Source organism: Bradyrhizobium semiaridum (assembly GCF_020329505.1).
Taxonomy (GTDB): Bacteria; Pseudomonadota; Alphaproteobacteria; order Rhizobiales; family Xanthobacteraceae; genus Bradyrhizobium; species Bradyrhizobium semiaridum.
In genome coordinates, this window is sequence record NZ_JAGKJJ010000062.1 from 1 (window position 1) to 1,369 (window position 1,369).

At 67.6% G+C, this 1,369-nt stretch carries 1 protein-coding gene; it reads right to left on the minus strand.

Features of this window, described 5'->3' with window-relative positions; all coding sequences use genetic code 11:
• Positions 1-1,369 (minus strand): Ig-like domain-containing protein (locus tag J6500_RS31385; RefSeq protein ID WP_225716573.1); only part of this gene is annotated, 1,369 nt, incomplete at both ends.

Below are 1,369 nucleotides of genomic sequence, written 5' to 3' on the forward strand. Positions count from 1 at the left end.
CGGTGAAGGTCGCCGTGTACTGCAGCGGATTGCCCACCACCGGCTGCAGGTTGGACAGTCCGCCGCCGGTCACCGAGACATCGGCCAGATCGAAGCCGCTGGGGACCTCCGAGAAGGTGAAGGTCACCGTTCCGGTGTTGTTGTGGTCGTTGAACGTCGAGCGGTCGAGGTCGACCACCACCGTCGGATTCTCGGTATCGATGGTGACGGAATCCGTCCCCGTGCCGCCAAGATTGAGCGCGGCGTCGGTGTAGCTGCCGGCGGTGACCGAGACCGAGCCGTTGCCGGTGAAGCCGTCGTCGGCGGTGAAGGTCGCGGTGAAGACCAACGGGTCCGCGGTGGCCGCAAGGTTGCTGACCGTGCCGTGCGTTGCGCTGATGTCGGCGGCGGTGAAGCCGACAGGCGCTTCGGAGAACGTGAAGGTCACGACCGAGCTGTTGTGGCCGTCGCTCAGCGCGCCGTCGGCGATCTCGACCGTCAGCGTCGGATTCTGGGTGTCGATCGCCACCGTGTCGGTGCCGCTCGATCCGAGATTGCCCGCCACGTCGGTGTAGCCGTTGGCATCCACCGTGACCGAGCCCGAGGCGGTGATGCCGTCGGTGGCGGTGAAGGTCGCCGTCGCCGAGGTGTGATCCGCCGCCCAGCTCAAGGCCGACAGCGTGCCGCCGACCACCGTGATCCCAGCCCCCTCGGCCAGCGTCGCAACCGTCGCCGCACTGACCGCCTCCGAGAAGGTGAAGGTCACATTCGAGTTGTTGTCCCCGTCGCTCAGCGCGCCGTCGACGATCTCGACCACCACGGTCGGATTCTGGGTGTCGATCGCCACCGTGTCGGCACCGGTCGATCCGAGATTGCCGGCCACGTCGGTGTAGCTGCCAGCGGCAACCGTGACCGAGCCCGAGGCGGTGATGCCGTCGGTGGCGGTGAAGGTCGCCGTCGCCGAGGTGTGATCCGCCGCCCAGCTCAAGGCCGACAGCGTGCCGCCGGCCACCGTGATCCCGGCCCCCTCGGCCAGCGTCGCAACCGTCGCCGCACTGACCGCCTCCGAGAAGGTGAAGGTCACGTTCGAGCTGTTGTCGCCGTCGCTCAGCGACGCATCGGCGATCTCGACCACCACGGTCGGATTCTGGGTGTCGACCGTCGCGGTGTCGGTGTTGGAGGCCAGGTTGTCGTTGCCGACCGGATCGGTGAACTTATCGGCCGCAACCGAGATCGCGACCGCCGTCGTCGAGTTGTCGTCGGCGGTGAAGGTCGCCGTGTACTGCAGCGGATTGCCCACCACCGGCTGCAGGTTGGACAGCCCGCCGCCGGTCACCGAGACATCGGCCAGATCGAAGCCGCTGGGGACCTCCGAGAAGGTGAAGGTCAC